Origin of the sequence: Sporosarcina sp. HYO08 (genome assembly GCF_001563475.1) — a bacterium.
Taxonomy (GTDB): domain Bacteria; phylum Bacillota; class Bacilli; order Bacillales_A; family Planococcaceae; genus Sporosarcina.
The window spans coordinates 473,682-488,571 of sequence record NZ_LPUT01000001.1; the positions used below are offsets into that span (position 1 = coordinate 473,682).

17 protein-coding genes are annotated in these 14,890 nt (G+C 41.5%); 11 read left to right on the plus strand and 6 right to left on the minus strand.

The window, feature by feature from the left end:
- The first annotated feature begins 74 nt into the window (after positions 1–74).
- The 3 genes from AU377_RS02325 to AU377_RS02335 are packed head-to-tail and all read left to right on the plus strand — an operon-like array spanning position 75 to position 2,120.
- Positions 75–845 (plus strand): metal ABC transporter ATP-binding protein, encoded by a 771-nt coding sequence (locus AU377_RS02325; protein ID WP_067403494.1) that lies wholly within the window; start codon positions 75–77, stop codon positions 843–845.
- Complete coding sequence (locus AU377_RS02330; RefSeq protein WP_067403495.1) at positions 842–1,717, plus strand: metal ABC transporter permease; 876 nt, start codon at positions 842–844, stop codon at positions 1,715–1,717. The genes AU377_RS02325 and AU377_RS02330 overlap by 4 nt, the downstream gene beginning before the upstream one ends.
- A complete protein-coding gene (locus AU377_RS02335; RefSeq protein ID WP_067403496.1) occupies positions 1,707–2,120 on the plus strand; it encodes a Fur family transcriptional regulator in 414 nt (137 codons plus the stop codon). Before AU377_RS02330 ends, AU377_RS02335 begins: the two co-directional genes overlap by 11 nt.
- A gap of 109 nt (positions 2,121–2,229) precedes the next feature.
- Here AU377_RS02335 and AU377_RS02340 read toward each other — a convergent pair whose 3' ends face one another.
- The 4 genes from AU377_RS02340 to AU377_RS02355 form a co-directional block, all read right to left on the minus strand.
- Complete coding sequence (locus tag AU377_RS02340) at positions 2,230–2,796, minus strand: hypothetical protein (RefSeq protein WP_067403498.1); 567 nt, start codon at positions 2,794–2,796, stop codon at positions 2,230–2,232.
- On the minus strand, positions 2,793–3,917 hold the full coding sequence (ispG, locus tag AU377_RS02345; RefSeq protein ID WP_067403501.1) for a flavodoxin-dependent (E)-4-hydroxy-3-methylbut-2-enyl-diphosphate synthase: 1,125 nt from the start codon (positions 3,915–3,917) through the stop codon (positions 2,793–2,795). Before ispG ends, AU377_RS02340 begins: the two co-directional genes overlap by 4 nt.
- 100 nt (positions 3,918–4,017) lie before the next feature.
- On the minus strand, positions 4,018–4,350 hold the full coding sequence (locus AU377_RS02350; RefSeq protein WP_067403504.1) for a hypothetical protein: 333 nt from the start codon (positions 4,348–4,350) through the stop codon (positions 4,018–4,020).
- A gap of 47 nt (positions 4,351–4,397) precedes the next feature.
- Positions 4,398–4,901 carry a DUF1189 family protein gene (locus tag AU377_RS02355; protein ID WP_067403507.1) on the minus strand — a complete coding sequence of 168 codons (504 nt, stop codon included), beginning with the start codon at positions 4,899–4,901 and terminating at the stop codon, positions 4,398–4,400.
- 190 nt (positions 4,902–5,091) lie between these two features.
- Between AU377_RS02355 and AU377_RS02360 the strand changes: the two genes are divergently transcribed.
- The 4 genes from AU377_RS02360 (at position 5,092) to AU377_RS02375 (ending at position 10,689) form a co-directional block, all read left to right on the plus strand.
- A complete protein-coding gene (locus AU377_RS02360) occupies positions 5,092–6,723 on the plus strand; it encodes a Na/Pi cotransporter family protein (RefSeq protein ID WP_067403509.1) in 1,632 nt (543 codons plus the stop codon).
- A 97-nt stretch (positions 6,724–6,820) separates the two neighbouring features.
- Positions 6,821–7,303, plus strand: coding sequence for a DUF456 domain-containing protein (locus AU377_RS02365; protein WP_067403512.1), 483 nt, complete (start codon positions 6,821–6,823; stop codon positions 7,301–7,303).
- Positions 7,304–7,401: 98 nt separating this feature from the next.
- Positions 7,402–8,004 (plus strand): superoxide dismutase SodA, encoded by a 603-nt coding sequence (sodA, locus tag AU377_RS02370; protein ID WP_067403514.1) that lies wholly within the window; start codon positions 7,402–7,404, stop codon positions 8,002–8,004.
- Positions 8,005–8,514: 510 nt separating this feature from the next.
- Positions 8,515–10,689 carry a penicillin-binding protein 2 gene (locus AU377_RS02375; RefSeq protein ID WP_067403517.1) on the plus strand — a complete coding sequence of 725 codons (2,175 nt, stop codon included), beginning with the start codon at positions 8,515–8,517 and terminating at the stop codon, positions 10,687–10,689.
- 125 nt (positions 10,690–10,814) lie between these two features.
- Here AU377_RS02375 and AU377_RS02380 read toward each other — a convergent pair whose 3' ends face one another.
- Positions 10,815–11,249 (minus strand): endolytic transglycosylase MltG, encoded by a 435-nt coding sequence (locus AU377_RS02380; protein ID WP_067403520.1) that lies wholly within the window; start codon positions 11,247–11,249, stop codon positions 10,815–10,817.
- Entirely contained in the window at positions 11,246–11,596 is a 351-nt protein-coding gene (locus tag AU377_RS02385) for a hypothetical protein (RefSeq protein WP_067403523.1), read from the minus strand. The genes AU377_RS02380 and AU377_RS02385 overlap by 4 nt, the downstream gene beginning before the upstream one ends.
- Before the next feature lie 164 nt (positions 11,597–11,760).
- On the opposite strand from AU377_RS02385, the gene rpmG reads away from it, so the two are divergent.
- The 4 genes from rpmG to AU377_RS02405 all read left to right on the plus strand — a co-directional run bounded on the left by rpmG (position 11,761) and on the right by AU377_RS02405 (position 14,866).
- A complete protein-coding gene (gene rpmG, locus AU377_RS02390; RefSeq protein WP_067403526.1) occupies positions 11,761–11,910 on the plus strand; it encodes a 50S ribosomal protein L33 in 150 nt (49 codons plus the stop codon).
- Between the two features lie 55 nt (positions 11,911–11,965).
- Entirely contained in the window at positions 11,966–12,541 is a 576-nt protein-coding gene (locus AU377_RS02395) for a 5-formyltetrahydrofolate cyclo-ligase (RefSeq protein ID WP_067403528.1), read from the plus strand.
- Positions 12,538–12,726 carry a YqgQ family protein gene (locus tag AU377_RS02400; protein ID WP_067403530.1) on the plus strand — a complete coding sequence of 63 codons (189 nt, stop codon included), beginning with the start codon at positions 12,538–12,540 and terminating at the stop codon, positions 12,724–12,726. The genes AU377_RS02395 and AU377_RS02400 overlap by 4 nt, the downstream gene beginning before the upstream one ends.
- 241 nt (positions 12,727–12,967) lie before the next feature.
- Complete coding sequence (locus tag AU377_RS02405) at positions 12,968–14,866, plus strand: LTA synthase family protein (RefSeq protein WP_067403533.1); 1,899 nt, start codon at positions 12,968–12,970, stop codon at positions 14,864–14,866.
- Positions 14,867–14,890: the final 24 nt, after the last annotated feature.

The window sequence follows — 14,890 nt, forward strand, 5'->3', positions numbered from 1 at the left end:
TTCGAGCATGGAATCGTAATGATTCCTATTTAAAAGAGCTCATTTCATTAAGAAATTGAGTGGAGGGGATTATGATGGACAATACAATTATTCAATTAGAAGATGTTAGTTTTAGTTATGAACACTCAAGTGTGCTAGAGCATATTTCCTTCCGTGTCAACAAAGGGGAGTTTTGGGCATTAATTGGTCCGAATGGCTCCGGTAAATCAACGCTCCTTAAAATTGTTTTAGGATTGCTGAAACCATCTGAAGGTCAAGTGAAATTATTTAACACGGATCTGGATATTTTTAAACAGCGTGAGCGTATTGGATTCGTTTCTCAAAAGGCAAATTCATTTAATTCTGGTTTCCCTGCAACGGTTCTCGAAGTTGTGCGAAGTGGCTTAACGAGAAAAAAAGGGCTATTTAAACGGTTTACGAAAAAAGATGAAGATCGTGCTATGTATGCACTCGGAATTGTTGGAATGGAGCCGTTTGCTTATCAAAGTATAGGGGAGTTATCGGGCGGGCAACAGCAACGCGTTTTTATCGCAAGGGCGCTTGTGAGTAAGCCTGATTTGCTCATTATGGATGAACCGACTGTTGGGATTGACCAGCAAAATGTGGCGTCGTTTTATTCTATGCTCAATACATTGAATCGTGAGTATGGGATTGCGATTGTTCTCGTAACACATGAAATCGATCTCGTCACAGATTTGGCAACTCACGTTGCCTGCTTAAATCGTTCGATGCATTTTCATGGCGTACAATCAGACTACAAAAAGTTGGATGACGTTGATATCTCTAAATGGTATGGACATCCGGTGCGCCGCGTTCACCAACAGACATCGGAGGTGACGGAATGATTCAGGCGCTTCTTTCTTTTGAGTTCTTACAAAATGCATTTCTATCGGGTATTATTATTGGCGTGATCGCGCCTTTGCTTGGCTTATTCATTGTCGTCAGACGTCTTGCGCTCATCGCTGACGCTTTAAGTCACGTAGCGCTGGCAGGCATTGCGGGCAGCCTTTATTTGAGTCAACAAGTTTTATTTTTTGCGGCATTGAATCCAGTTTATTTAGGGATTGCGTCTGCTGTTACGGGGTCCTTGCTAATTGAAAAGTTGCGGGGAACTTACCGGGATTTTGAAGAATTGGCGATTCCGATTATTTTATCGACCGGGATCGGATTGGGTGCGATTTTCATCTCCCTGTCAAAAGGTTTCGGTTCTGATTTAATTGGTTACTTGTTTGGCTCCGTCTCCGCTGTTAGCCGGCAGGATCTTTGGATTGTGATCTTGATTGCCATCGTGGTTATTGGTTTTATTTACTTCTTCTACAATGAATTATTTGCGCTGTCGTTTGATCCTGACTATGCGAAAGTGTCTGGTATTCATGGGCGTGCCATTCAAATTGTTTTTATGATCATCACGGCGCTCGTTATTGGTGCATCTATGCGGATCGTTGGGATTCTTCTCGTTTCTTCCCTCATGACGATTCCGGTGGCGGCAGCGATCCAGCTTGCAAAAAGCTTTAAAGGGGCTATGCTTTATTCTATTTTATTCGGTGAAACGGCAGTCATCGCCGGACTTGTACTAGCGTTTTACTTGGATATTGCGCCAGGCGGAACAATTGTCATCATTTCAATTGTCATTTTACTACTTGCGCTTGCTTGGAAAACGGTCAAGGACAAGCTGAATGCGTTTGATGTGAAAGGGGAGAGATCATATGACGCTTGATGAGGCGTGGCGAATTTTACGAGAAAATCAGTACAAACGAACGAAGAATCGAGATTCGATTTTACATTTTTTTTCGAAAAATGATCGTTATCTCACGGCATTGGACATTCGAAACTTTATGGAAAATGAAAACCCCGGTATTAGTTTTGATACCATTTATCGTAATTTAACGACTTTTACGGAACTTGGTATTTTGGAAGAAACGGAACTGGGCGGCGAACGGCGTTTTCGCATGCATTGTGATCCGGGTGTCCACCATCATCATTTCATCTGTACATCTTGTGGCAAGACGCGCAACATTCCACATTGTCCGATGGATATCATTACAGTGCATTTACCGAATCACGAGGTTGAAGGACATAAGTTTGAAATTTACGGTAAATGCCCGACGTGTGTTGCTTGATGGATACTTACAATCCAGCGATTGTAAAAAAACACTGTGGAAATAACCTTTTGTCAAGGTTTGTCCACAGTGTTTTTTAAATTACATATCAGGTAAAGCTGCCGCTCGTTCAAACAAACAAACGCTTAATTTGCTCGTTTGCTTCAATCCAGTTGTTCACGCGAATGACGCCATTTGGAATCGGTTTTCGATTGTACGGCGTGTCAAATAAAATGACAGGAATGTCAAGTTCTTCATGAAGATCTACTGCATTGTCATGCTTGTCTTCGAAGAAGGCGTGCACACTAAATTTTTTGGCAGCTTCGATTTTTTCGTGACTGCCTAGCAGTTCAATATGGTCAAAAGGGATCGCTTCGCGCTTAAACCAATTTACGGTCGTATCCAATACTTCGTTGCCTCTTGCGGATATATAAAAGAGTTCAAATTGTTTTTGCCATTGATCTAATATTTGTTTCGCTCTTTCTTGCGCCGGAGATGTATCATAGATATGCGCTTCCGCTTGTTGATACCATTCCCAGAACGTTTGTCGGTCGACATCAAAGGCTTTTGTTAAATCATATTCACGGATATCATCCAATACTAAATTACAACCAAATTGTTGATTAATATGAGGGAGCAGTGATGTCGGGCATGTTACCGTTCCATCGATGTCGATACCGAATCGGATAGTTCTCATTCGGCATTCCCGCTTTGTACAAGCAGCTCCTCTTGCTTTTTCTTTTCAAAATACTCGGCTGCAAGTTTATCAATTTCAATTTTCAGCTCATCTACCATCGTTTCCTCCGGTACTTTTCGAACCGTTTTACCTTTCATGAACAAAAGACCTTCGCCGCGGGCACCTGCGATCCCGATATCCGCTTCTCTTGCTTCTCCCGGTCCGTTCACGGCACAGCCGAGTACAGCAACTTTCAGCGGTGCTTTAATCGTTGAAATGTATTCTTCCACTTCATTGGCAATGGAGATCAAGTCAATTTCAATGCGGCCGCATGTCGGGCACGAGATTAACGTAGCCGCGTTGGATGAAAGACCGAAGACTTTCAATAGTTCACGTGCCACTTTCACTTCTTCTACCGGATCCGCGCTTAAACTAACACGAAGCGTATTGCCAATTCCTGCGGATAAAAGCGTTCCAAGTCCAGCAGCACTTTTAATCGATCCTGCAAATTGTGTACCTGATTCTGTAATGCCGAGATGGAGCGGGTAATCGAATGCAGCAGCAGCCTTTTGATACGCTTCAATCGCCAAGTTCACATCTGAAGCTTTTAAAGAAACAATAATATCATGGAAATCTAAGTCTTCTAATATTTTAATATGGTGCAATGCACTCTCAACCATACCATCTGCTGTCGGATAGCCGTATTTCTCAAGGATTTTCTTTTCGAGTGAACCTGCGTTAACGCCAATTCGAATGGGAATCCCTTTTGCTTTCGCCGCATTGACCACGGCTTCTACTTTAGATTGTCTGCCGATATTACCAGGGTTAATCCGAATTTTATCCGCGCCTTGCTCAATGGCGATTAACGCAAGTTTATAGTCGAAGTGAATATCAACGACGAGCGGGATATTGATCCGTTTTTTAATTTCTCCAATGGAATAAGCTGCGCGCTCATCCGGACAAGCAACCCGGATAATTTGGCATCCAGCTTCTTCTAAACGCAATATTTCTTGAACGGTTGTTTCGACGTCATGAGTTTTTGTTGTCGTCATACTTTGGATGAAAAGCTCATCGCTGCCGCCGATCGTGACGTTACCGACTCGGACAGGACGTGTTTTTGATCTGTGTATCATTTCAGTCATTTTTTTCTCTCCTTATTCCACCATAGAACGAATAGAACTCGTTGCTCTTTTCTATTTTAGCAATCATTTGAATGAAAAGACAAGGGACATTCCTTCTTGGTTAAGGTTTACATTGCTCTGTAGTATGACGGGAAAGTGGGATGTAAAGTTGCTGACCGCCAATAATGGTCTGATTTTGAACATGTGGATTTAACTTGTAAAACGCGGATAACCGTTCCATAAAATTCAATTCTGGATCCGGATACATGGCAAATAAACTTTCAATCGTATCGCCAGGGATTGTCGTTACCGTAATGGAAGGCATTTCTTCCGTCTCATTACACGGAATTGGTTGTTTTGTAAATGAAGCAAGTGGGATTGTCCCTTCTGCAAAATCCATTCGAACAAAATGGATGAGGATAAATAATACGATTGCTAGTATGAATATTCTCATAGTAAAACGCCCCCTTCCGACACTATATGTGCGAAAGGGGGAAGTATTCATCTTGCCGTTTTTGGATAGTACCTAGCAGCCGCCGCAATGTAGGCGATATGGACAATAGAAGTGAGAACGAGACTGTAAGGTTTGATCAATGGAAAGAAATCGAAAAAAAATGTCAACAAAATTGGGACTGTCATCGAAATGGCGCTCGTCCGCCATATAAAACGGTAATCGTCTCGCCGTTTCATCATTTTAAGCAGTAAAACGCCGATATAGGCGAATAGACAAATACGGACAAAGATGTAAAAAGTACTGATCACTAGTTGAAAAATAAATGCGATCGGATAAACAAGTCCGCCAATCGATTGACTATATTCCATTAATTCCGGGGAAGCTTCGAACAAGACCGCATCTCCAACCGTAAAGCGAATAAATGATATAAGCGTAAAAAGGGTCACAAATCCAAAAGTGTATTGAAATACTTTTCCGATGGATAATAAACGAAATGCCGCGAGCTTTTTCGGTTCGTAAAGAGAAGCTTTGAATACTTGGTGCAATTTCATCACCACACCTCCTTGGCTATGTCCAGTCTATCATTTTCAACTTCAGACTAAATTCGACAAAATAATGACAAATAGGATAATTGAATTGTAAAGGCAATGTAAAGATTTGGGTATAAGTATTTACAATTTCTTAACATTATCGACATAATAAAGACGCGAAATTAGAAATATGATGGGGGTAGACTGAAGAATGGAAGTAAACTGGCAGGAAATGCTGTTCCAGTTTCTAGGTGGACTAGGAATCTTTTTATTTTCGATCAAGTATATGGGAGACGGCCTTCAAAAAGCGGCAGGTGATCGACTGCGCGCCATTCTTGATCGGTTCACGACCAACCCGTTCATGGGTGTACTCGTTGGAATTATCGTCACGGTATTAATTCAGTCGAGTTCTGGAACAACCGTCATCACGGTAGGGCTTGTAAGTGCCGGTTTTATGACGCTCAGGCAAGCAATTGGTGTCATTATGGGTGCCAATATTGGAACGACAGTTACGGCCTTCATCATTGGACTTGATGTAGGTGCATATGCATTGCCGATTATGGCGATTGGTGCGTTTCTTATTTTCTTTATTAAAAAGAGTGCGATCAAAAACCTTGGAGAAGTCATTTTTGGCTTCGGTGGATTATTTTTAGGACTGGAATTAATGAGCGGTGGGATGAAACCGCTTCGGGAGCTCGATGTATTTACTGAACTTACGATTTCAATGAGTGACAATCCAATCCTTGGTGTCATCGTTGGGACAGTTTTTACATTAATCGTCCAAAGCTCCAGTGCGACAGTCGGGATTTTGCAAGGTTTGTACGCAGAGAACCTTGTAGATATTCATGCGGCCTTGCCAATTTTGTTTGGGGATAATATTGGAACAACAATCACAGCAGTTCTTGCCTCTATCGGCGCATCAGTTGCGGCGAAGCGAGCAGCTGCTACGCACGTTCTTTTTAATGTTGTTGGATCTGCCATTTTCTTATTGCTTCTTGCTCCTTTTAGCGCCTATGTCATTTGGATCGCTGACATATTGGCATTAGAGAGCAAAATGCAAATTGCATTTGCGCACGGCACGTTTAACGTAGCCAATACAATTATTCAGTTTCCGCTCATTGGGATTTGGGCCATGCTTGTCACGAAGCTAATCCCCGGGGAAGATGTTACAATTGAATACAAGCCAAAGCATTTGGACAGGCATTTTATCGATCAATCGCCAGCAGTTGCGCTTGGACAAGCAAAAGCTGAAATTGTGCGCATGGGTGAATTTAGCGTACAAGGTCTCTCTGAATCATACGAATATGTAAAAAATGGCAATAAAAAGCATGCCGAAATGGCTTATCAAATTGAAGATGCCATTAATAATTTGGATCGTAAAATAACAGATTATCTTGTGGAATTGTCAGCTGTAGGTATTTCTCCGCAAGAGTCTGCCCGCCATAGTATGCTAGTGGATGCCGTTCGGGATATTGAACGAATTGGCGACCATTTTGAAAATATTATTGAACTGACTGATTATCGTGAAACGAATCGTGTAAAGTTAACGCCAGATGCGTTAAATGACTTGTCGGAAATGTTCACGTTAACGATTGAAACAGTTAACAAAGCGGTAGAGGCGCTGAATACGAATGATTTGAAATTGGCGCGTTCTGTTGCAGAGCAAGAAGTACTCATTGACCGGATGGAACGGAAATTTAGAAAAAACCATATTCTGCGTTTGAATGAAGGTTCCTGTAGTGCGCAGGGTGGGATGGTTTTCGTTGATATTGTTTCCAATTTGGAACGAATCGGTGACCATGCAGTGAACATTGCAGAAGCGATTTTAGGTAAACGTGTGTAATTATAAACTAATAGAAGATCCCAATCACAATTGTTGATTGGGATTTTTCGCATATGATAAGCTAAATACCTATTGAATAAAACCTGGAGGAAGGAATATGGAAATTATTGCTTGGGTTGTTGCTGGAATTCTTTTTGTGATTGCGTTTGCTGGTCTTATTTACCCGATCATTCCTTCGGCGCTTTTCATTTTTGCCGGGTTTCTTTTATTCGGCTTCATCCATACCTTTGAAGGGATGGACGTCTTGTTTTGGATCATTCAAATTTTGTTTATCGCTTTATTATTTGGCGCAGACACACTTTCCAACCTCGTCGGGGTGAAAAAGTTCGGCGGCTCAAAGGCAGGGATGTGGGGAAGCACAATTGGTCTGCTTATTGGTCCATTTGTCATCCCAGTGGCTGGGATTTTACTCGGTCCTTTTATCGGTGCGGTCGCCGCGGAGGCGCTCGTGTCAAAGTCTGGGATCAAGCAATCCTTAAAAACCGGGGTTGGATCGCTCGTCGGTTTTTTAACATCGATTGTCACAAAAGGCGTTTTAATGGCAGTCATGATCGTCCTTTTTATTGTTTTTGTGAAATAAATGAGAAGTATAATCCATATTAATTGAACAGTCGTACTAATTTTGCTACTGTTAAATATGAAGTAGGTTTACTATCTATCTAGGAGGAATATACAAACATGGCTTACAAACTACCAGAACTCCCTTACGCATACGATGCGTTGGAGCCGCATTTCGACAAAGAGACGATGAATATTCATCACACGAAACACCACAACACATATGTAACAAACTTAAACAATGCACTTGAAGGTAACGAAGAACTTCTTGCAAAATCTGTAGAAGATCTCATTGCTGATCTTGACGCTGTTCCTGAAGCAGCACGCACGGCAGTCCGCAATAACGGCGGTGGACACGCTAACCATACGTTATTCTGGGAAATTCTTTCACCAAATGGCGGCGGCGAGCCAACAGGTGCACTAGCGGATGCAATCAACAGCAAATTTGGCAGCTTCGATGCATTCAAAGAAGAATTTGCTAAAGCTGGCGCTACGCGTTTCGGTTCAGGCTGGGCATGGCTTGTATTGAATAACGGTGGGCTTGAAGTTATGTCTACACCAAACCAAGACTCTCCAATCATGGAAGGAAAAACACCACTTCTAGGCCTTGACGTTTGGGAGCACGCTTATTACCTCAACTACCAAAACCGTCGTCCAGACTATATCGCAGCATTCTGGAACGTAGTAAACTGGGACGAAGTAGCAAAACGCTACGGCAAATAATTAAATTAAATCGGCAGGGGGTTACCCCCTGCCGATTTAATTTAAGCCTCCGGCGGATGTCACAGATTTTGAAAGGAGTTAATGTAGGAGGCAACCTAAGTTCGCCGCGTCCTGCGGCAACGGTTGCATGACCAACATCCTGTTGGCCTCAAGCGCAATTCAAAATCTGGACGCAATCACGCCAAGGCGTGATTGATTCGAAACCTAGCACATATCTTGCACGTCAATATATATGCCTAGAGTGTAGACAAAGTTGTTTTCACTTTGTCTACACTCTTTTTATTAGGTAAAACTCCAGCCTGCTTGAAAACGCTTGTCAGCCTAGGCGCGAAGTCGAGCGAAGACGCGAATAGAACTAGAGTTCATGAGCGGACGAGCGAGACGAGCAACGACGGATGCGAGCGTTTGTCAACAGGCTGGGCACATATCTTGCACGTCAAGATATGTGCTTTTTCATTACATAATGTTATAATTCTAGTTGGCAAATGACGAGGAAGGGAGGAACTAAGAATTAAAAAAGTTAGCAAAGCGGATCAGGCAAAGATTCGCCAGCGTAAACATATCGCATTTCGAATGAACGTCCTCTTTTTCTCAATTTTTCTCCTCTTTTCAATGCTCATTCTTCGTCTAGGTTACCTGCAAATCGTCAAAGGAGAAGATTATGTCCGTGCGCTGGAACGAACGGAAGAAATTGCTGTGAATACGAGTGTACCAAGAGGCCGATTATTTGACCGCAATGGCCGAATTCTTGTTGACAATGATCCGAAAAATGCAATTACCTATACGAAAACAACTTCGACGAAATCTTCGGAAATGCTAGAGATTGCAGAGAAACTATCCGAATTGATCGAACAGGATACAAAACGGGTGACACTTGGGGATAAAAGGGATTTTTGGATTTTACTCAATTCTGAAGAAGCGAGTGAAAAAGTGTCTAAAAAAGAACAGCGGGCAATTGGGGAAAAGTTTAAAGAGAAAAAAGATGCCCAAAGAGAAATCAATCGGCTGACGCGCGAGCGCATTACAGATGAAGAGCTGAATTCATTTACGGATCATGAACTGGAAGTGCTTGCCATCTATCGGGAAATGATGTCTGGCTATGCCTATTCACCTCAAATTGTAAAAAGCGGAAATGTAACAGAAGAAGAGTTCGCAGCCGTATCTGAAAGGTTGAGTGAGCTTCCTGGTGTGAATACGACGACGGATTGGGAACGAATGCGCAGGTCGGATAATACGATTTTAGGCTCCACGACAAGGCCGGTTGAAGGTATCCCACGAGCACAATTAGACTATTATTTAGCACGGGATTATTCACGGAATGACCGTGTTGGCAGAAGTTATATTGAGCAATATTACGAAGAGTTATTAAAAGGTCAAAAGACGGTCGTTAAAAACATTAAAGATCGAACAGGCCGTGTAGTAGAAACAAAAACAGTCCGGGAAGGTGAGCCTGGTAAAGATCTTGTGCTGTCCATTGACAGTGAACTTCAGACTGCGCTTGAGGAAGTTGTATCCAACAAGTTGTTGCAGTTGAAACAATCTGGGTACACGGGTGCGCTAGATCGCGCATTTCTTGTGATGATGGATCCGCATAGCGGGGAAGTGTTGTCACTTGTGGGAAAACAGGTTGGCAAAAATCCGGAAACGGGTAAGCGGGAAATCCGAGATTATGCTTTTGGTACATTCACCTCGGCATATGAGGCAGGTTCTACTGTGAAAATGGCTACTGTACTAACTGGCTACAGTGAAGGGGTTCTTCGGGTAGGAGAATCTAAAATCGACGAACCGCTAAATGTAGGCGGTCAGTGGAAGCGTTCTTTATTTAACCAGAGCGGCCGGGTAGCGGTGAATGATGTCCAGGCGCTTGGGCGATCTTCAAACGTTTATATGTTTAAAATTGCCTTCTCTTTAGGAAAAGGGGTATATCGCTTCGGCAGAGGGATGTCCATCGACACAAGTGCATTTGATACATTTAGACAATCGTTTGCCTCCTATGGTTTAGGAACGAAAACGGGAATTGACTTACCGGGTGAAACGACTGGCTTCTATAATCCAGATGACGTGTTAACGGGTAAATTAATGGACTTTGCGATTGGACAATTTGATACGTATACACCGCTGCAACTTGCACAATATGTATCTACGATTGCGAACGGCGGTTACAGAGTGGCGCCGAAAATGTTGAAAGAAATTCGCGAGCCCTCTCAAGACGGTGAAGTGTTAGGTGCGCTTGTTGAGGAAAAACCAACAACCATTTTAAATCGAATCAATAATACTAACGCGGAAATTGAACAAGTGAAACGTGGTATGCACTATGTTTATTATGGCAGTAATGGTACGGGGAGAAGCGTATTACAAGGTGCCAATTACGATGCTGGAGGAAAAACAGGTACAGCGCAAGCTTATTATTACGGGGATCGGGAAAGTCCTTATTTTGGCAAAGTGACGATCAATTTAACACATGTCGGCTTTGCACCTTATGATAATCCAGAAGTAGCGTATGCTGTTGTTATTCCGCATGTTTGGACAAGCCAACGCGGCTATCCACCTGCTGCAAATGATATTGTCCGCTCGGCATTAGATAGTTATTTTGAATTGAAAGAAAAGCGCTTGGCGGAGAATAATGATCCATCGGTCATTAAACCGATTATTCATGCGCCTGAGAAAAGTGAAGAGGCAAAATGAAAAAAGCTGCTCGTAAATTTTTTACGGGCAGCTTTTTTTAATAGATTAGAATGGTTACTGCAAATTATGTGCACTCTCCAACCAATACGGTGGAGTCTCCAACGAACTTACGAAATAAGGGAGATTCAAGGTTGTGAAGTAATCAATTTGGCGATCGTTTCGTAATCCATAGAATCGTCGATCGTATATTCGCCAATTTGGATTTTTCCTGCCAAACGATTAACCTTTAAATACTTTTCAAATTCGGTGGCGTTTTGTATAATATTTGCTTTTACTAAATCGGCCGCGACAACAGTCGAATCATCGCCTGCTTTAATTTTCAGTGTCATTTTTGCTGTGTTTTTTTCAGTACTTGCATTCCTAGTTGGTGCTTGCTTAACAGTTTGCGCGATGGCAAGTTGTTCATTTGCGTGTGCAAGCCGCTCTTCCAGTTCTTGAATCTGGTGCTGCAAAAGGTCGTTTTGTTTCGCCGATTCGGTTTGTGTCTTGTCGGCAAAATAAAGGATTCCCGCAGCAATGATGCAGCCCCCGCCGATGAATCGTAATAGGTCCCTGATCATCGATTGGCACCTCTTTTTTGAAGTACGGCAATGACGTCCTGTTCGGTTAAAGAAGAGCGCGCAGCAATATCATGGACGGCGTAGCCCTGTGAATGCAAAGAGTAGATTTGGTTGACAATGATTTCATGGATATTTTTGTTTTGCATTTTACTTTCCGTTGGCATCGTTCCAACGCCAATCATTAATTCCTCCTCAATCACTTTCAATCGTTTGTGTAAGTGGTTTGTCTCATTATGTAGACTAATAGAAATTTGCTCGATCTCATGATTTGATTGCCGACCGGTAAAAAACGAGGCGACGAGAGAAATAACGCCAATAATGAGCAGTATAATAATTGTTAATTCCAAACTGAAAACCTCCGCAAATTCACTTTTTCCCATCGTATCATATCATTAAATGGGAAGGAAATTAGGGGATATGGCTAGACTTTTATGTTAAATATGTTACAATAGAAAAGTCGTATAAATCATGCTCATAATTTATATATTCCTGATGAGTGGGAGGGACAATCATGCGCGTAAATATTACACTTGCTTGCACAGAATGCGGTGAGCGCAACTATATTTCAAAGAAAAACAAGCGTAACAATCCAGAACGTCTTGAAATGAAAAAATATTGCTCACGTGAAAAGAAACAAACTCTGCACCGTGAAACGAAATAATCTAGGGCCAAAACCTTCACGGGTTTTGGTTTTTTCGTTGGAAAGGGCGATAAAAATGCAAAAAGCGACAAAAAGAAAACAAATCTTACAACAATTGACAGGTTTAAAGCTGGACATACACGAAGCAAAATCATTAGCCATAATCGAAAAAGTATTGGCTTCTCCTGACTATCAAAATGCCAAAACGATCGGTATTACGATTTCACGTTTTCCAGAGGTCAATACAACAAGCCTCATCGAAGCTGCTTGGCAAGATGGCAAACAAGTTGCTGTACCAAAATGTATCGCATCTACAAGGCACATGGATTTTCGTCTTATCAATTCTTTTGATCAGCTGGAAACCGTGTATATGGATTTACGTGAGCCGATCATTGAAAAAACAACGTCTGTTGCAAAGTCAATGATTGACGTGCAAATTGTACCAGGTGTTGTGTTTTCAAACAAAGGTTATCGAATTGGTTTTGGCGGCGGTTATTATGACCGCTATTTGAATGATTACACAGGAAACACCATTTCTTTAGCATTTGATTGCCAAACAGGACATGAGGTTCCTGTTGAAGCACATGATGTGCCCGTTGCCAAAATAATGACTGAAACAAGGATAATCGCTTGTCAGGAATCAAGTAAATGAAAGACGTATTTGAAGTGATTCAAATGTTAAGACGATTTGGCACGTATGTGTATACGGGAGATCGGGAATCCGATCTTCACCTCCTGATGACGGAGTTAAAAGACCTTTACGAAATGGGAATGATCGAACAAAAGGACTATTTGCATGCATCCTTACTATTGAAAAATGAAATAAGCAGACTTTGAATAAGTTATAGATCATCTGCGACTTTAGTCCTTTTTCACTCATAAATTGAAACTTTTTAGCACTTATCCCGTCTATAGTATAGTGCGTATCAAAGACAGTACTACCCGATTCGTTTTGATGTTGGGGTCATACTGTCTGTTCATGCGGGATATGATAAAATGTCTATCCGTTTTTGGTCAGTTTCACTATAATAAAACTATACCAAAAGAAATTTGAACTTATAAGAAAGGGAGAGATGGAATGAAGAAATTAGCTTTACCCAAACATTCCGTGCTCATCATCGCAATTATCGCAACATGGATCACCACTTATATAGGATATGTGACGAGTTTTAAGATGAAAATTGATAATGTCATGCAGGAACTGATCTTGTTTATAAATCCGTTAAGTTTCCTATTATTTGTGTACGGTGTTGCGTTGTTTATGAAGAGCACGAAACGTCGCAATATCTATTTGTTATCTGTTAGCTTGGGAACTTCCCTTATCATGTTTAGTAATGCGGTGTTTTATCGTTTTTTCAATGATTTTATTACGTTGCCAGTCTTGTTTCAAACGAGTAACTTTGGAGATTTGTCTTCTTCGATCACAGCGAATCTTCACTTGACAGACATTTTCTTTTTCTCGGATGTGTTGATCATTTATTTAGCGATTAAATTCATTCCCGAAAAAGAGATTTCTATACAAAAGCCAATTGCACGTAAATTGTATTTTGTTACGTCAGCAGCACTTTTAATGGTAAACCTTGGGCTTGCCGAAACGGAAAGACCGCAGCTCTTGACTCGCAGTTTTGACCGTGAATTGCTTGTGAAAAACATTGGTGCTTACAACTACCATATTTATGACGTTTTTATGCAGTCAAAAACGCATGCACAGCGCGTATTGGCTGATGGTAGTGAACTTGTTGAAGTTGGTAACTATATTAATGCGAATTATGCAGCGCCGAGTGCAGATAAGTTTGGTATTGCGAAAGACCGTAACTTAATTGTCGTATCACTTGAATCCTTACAATCATTTGTGATCAATAACGAAATGGATGGCCATGTCATCACACCGTTTTTAAATGAGTTGACAAAAGATCCAGATACGTTTTACTTCACGGATTTTTATCACCAAACAGGTTTAGGGAAAACGTCAGATTCAGAGTTTTTAATTGAGAACTCTTTGTATCCACGAAATGGCGGAGCAGTCTTTTTTACACATAGTGGCAATACGTATCAGTCGCTAGCGGAACGTCTCGGTCAAAATGGTTATTTCACAAATGTGATGCACGCCAATAACCGAAGCTTCTGGAATCGTGACATTATGTATGGCGCTTTGGGAATCGACAAGTTTTATGACATAGAAAGCTATGTCGTTGAAGAAGGTCAGGCTGTAAACTGGGGGATGAAAGACATTCCGTTCCTTGAGCAATCTGTTGATTTAATGACAGACATGCAGCAGCCATTTTATTCGAGACTCATTACCCTGACGAATCACCATCCATTTACGCTTGATGAAGAGGATAAAATGATTCCGGAGTATACATCTAACTCAAATACGTTAAATCGTTATTTCCAAACAGTGCGTTATATGGACGAATCCATTAAATTGTTTTTCGAGGACTTGAAAGAAAAAGGACTCTATGACAATTCCATTATTGTCATGTACGGAGATCACTACGGAATTTCTGAAAACCATAACAAAGCGATGGGTATGTATTTAGACAAAGAAATTACACCTTACGATAACGCAGTTTTACAAAAAGTGCCGTTATTTATCCATGTTCCTGGATATGGAAAAGCAACAACAGTCGATGAAGTTTCGGGTCAAATCGACTTAAGACCAACGATTCTTCACTTATTGGGCATCGATACGAAGGATGATATGCAGCTAGGTGCGGATATCTTCTCGGAAGATCATGAACCATTTGTCATTTTCCGTGATGGTCGTTTTGTAACGGACAAATATGTTTATACACAAGATGTCTGTTACGACAGTGAGACTGGCGAACCAATAGAAGCTGTTGCGTGTGAACCGTATATAGAAAACGCAGGGGTAGAGCTGGGCTATTCGGATATGATTATTAACGGTGACTTATTGCGGTTTAAACAACAAGAAGATGAACAGCTATTGCCGAACGTGATCGGCGAGCAAGAATAAATAGATCTGCACAGTGTACACTGT

What these genes read in the sequence shown, in the direction of transcription:
- AU377_RS02340 (WP_067403498.1), bottom strand. Translation starts at nt 2,796, where the DNA reads ATGAGAACTATCCGATTCGGTATCGACATCGATGGAACGGTAACATGC.
- AU377_RS02365 (WP_067403512.1), top strand. Translation starts at nt 6,821, where the DNA reads ATGGAAATTATTGCTTGGGTTGTTGCTGGAATTCTTTTTGTGATTGCG.
- sodA (WP_067403514.1), top strand. Translation starts at nt 7,402, where the DNA reads ATGGCTTACAAACTACCAGAACTCCCTTACGCATACGATGCGTTGGAG.
- rpmG (WP_067403526.1), top strand. Translation starts at nt 11,761, where the DNA reads ATGCGCGTAAATATTACACTTGCTTGCACAGAATGCGGTGAGCGCAAC.
- AU377_RS02380 (WP_067403520.1), bottom strand. Translation starts at nt 11,249, where the DNA reads ATGATCAGGGACCTATTACGATTCATCGGCGGGGGCTGCATCATTGCT.
- AU377_RS02325 (WP_067403494.1), top strand. Translation starts at nt 75, where the DNA reads ATGGACAATACAATTATTCAATTAGAAGATGTTAGTTTTAGTTATGAA.
- AU377_RS02335 (WP_067403496.1), top strand. Translation starts at nt 1,707, where the DNA reads ATGACGCTTGATGAGGCGTGGCGAATTTTACGAGAAAATCAGTACAAA.
- AU377_RS02350 (WP_067403504.1), bottom strand. Translation starts at nt 4,350, where the DNA reads ATGAGAATATTCATACTAGCAATCGTATTATTTATCCTCATCCATTTT.
- AU377_RS02395 (WP_067403528.1), top strand. Translation starts at nt 11,966, where the DNA reads ATGCAAAAAGCGACAAAAAGAAAACAAATCTTACAACAATTGACAGGT.
- AU377_RS02330 (WP_067403495.1), top strand. Translation starts at nt 842, where the DNA reads ATGATTCAGGCGCTTCTTTCTTTTGAGTTCTTACAAAATGCATTTCTA.
- AU377_RS02400 (WP_067403530.1), top strand. Translation starts at nt 12,538, where the DNA reads ATGAAAGACGTATTTGAAGTGATTCAAATGTTAAGACGATTTGGCACG.
- ispG (WP_067403501.1), bottom strand. Translation starts at nt 3,917, where the DNA reads ATGACTGAAATGATACACAGATCAAAAACACGTCCTGTCCGAGTCGGT.
- AU377_RS02360 (WP_067403509.1), top strand. Translation starts at nt 5,092, where the DNA reads ATGGAAGTAAACTGGCAGGAAATGCTGTTCCAGTTTCTAGGTGGACTA.
- AU377_RS02405 (WP_067403533.1), top strand. Translation starts at nt 12,968, where the DNA reads ATGAAGAAATTAGCTTTACCCAAACATTCCGTGCTCATCATCGCAATT.
- AU377_RS02355 (WP_067403507.1), bottom strand. Translation starts at nt 4,901, where the DNA reads ATGAAATTGCACCAAGTATTCAAAGCTTCTCTTTACGAACCGAAAAAG.